This window comes from Chroococcidiopsis sp. TS-821, assembly GCF_002939305.1.
Classification (GTDB): Bacteria; Cyanobacteriota; Cyanobacteriia; order Cyanobacteriales; family Chroococcidiopsidaceae; genus Chroogloeocystis.
Window position 1 is genome coordinate 1 of sequence record NZ_MVDI01000067.1, and the last position, 381, is coordinate 381.

Annotated in this window: 1 protein-coding gene; it reads left to right on the forward strand. The window is 43.6% G+C overall.

Annotation, left to right across the window (positions count from 1 at the left end):
• A partial coding sequence (locus tag B1A85_RS24165; RefSeq protein ID WP_168192472.1) for a hypothetical protein occupies window positions 1-203 on the forward strand: 203 nt, incomplete at its 5' end.
• Between the last annotated feature and the right edge of the window lie 178 nt (window positions 204-381).

A 381-nucleotide genomic window follows, 5' to 3' on the forward strand; every position in this document is an offset into this window, starting at 1 on the left:
ATGTCAATCTCTGTTGTATTGCAGAAATTAAAAAAGATAATCGAGAAGTTTCAGCTTTTTTATTAGAGCAGGGTAAAGACCAATATCAAGTGGTCTTCATGTTCAAACTAGAAGGGCTGCACGATGTACTGACCCGCAATTCAGCGTCGGGCTTTGCTGACCAAGTAACTGAAGGCTTTAAAGGAATGCCAGCAAAATTGTGAATTACCATCTATCTGGGGTGTTTCAGCGAAGGCTTAGAGCGGCCGGAGCAGTTAGGGGACTTTGCAAACGATTGCCAATCTGGCCCAAACATAGTTTTGGTGTGAAATGAGCAGAAGCGGGCACGTGTACATATCGGTAAATGTACTCGCCAAGACTTGTCGTAGTATCTTTTGTGGA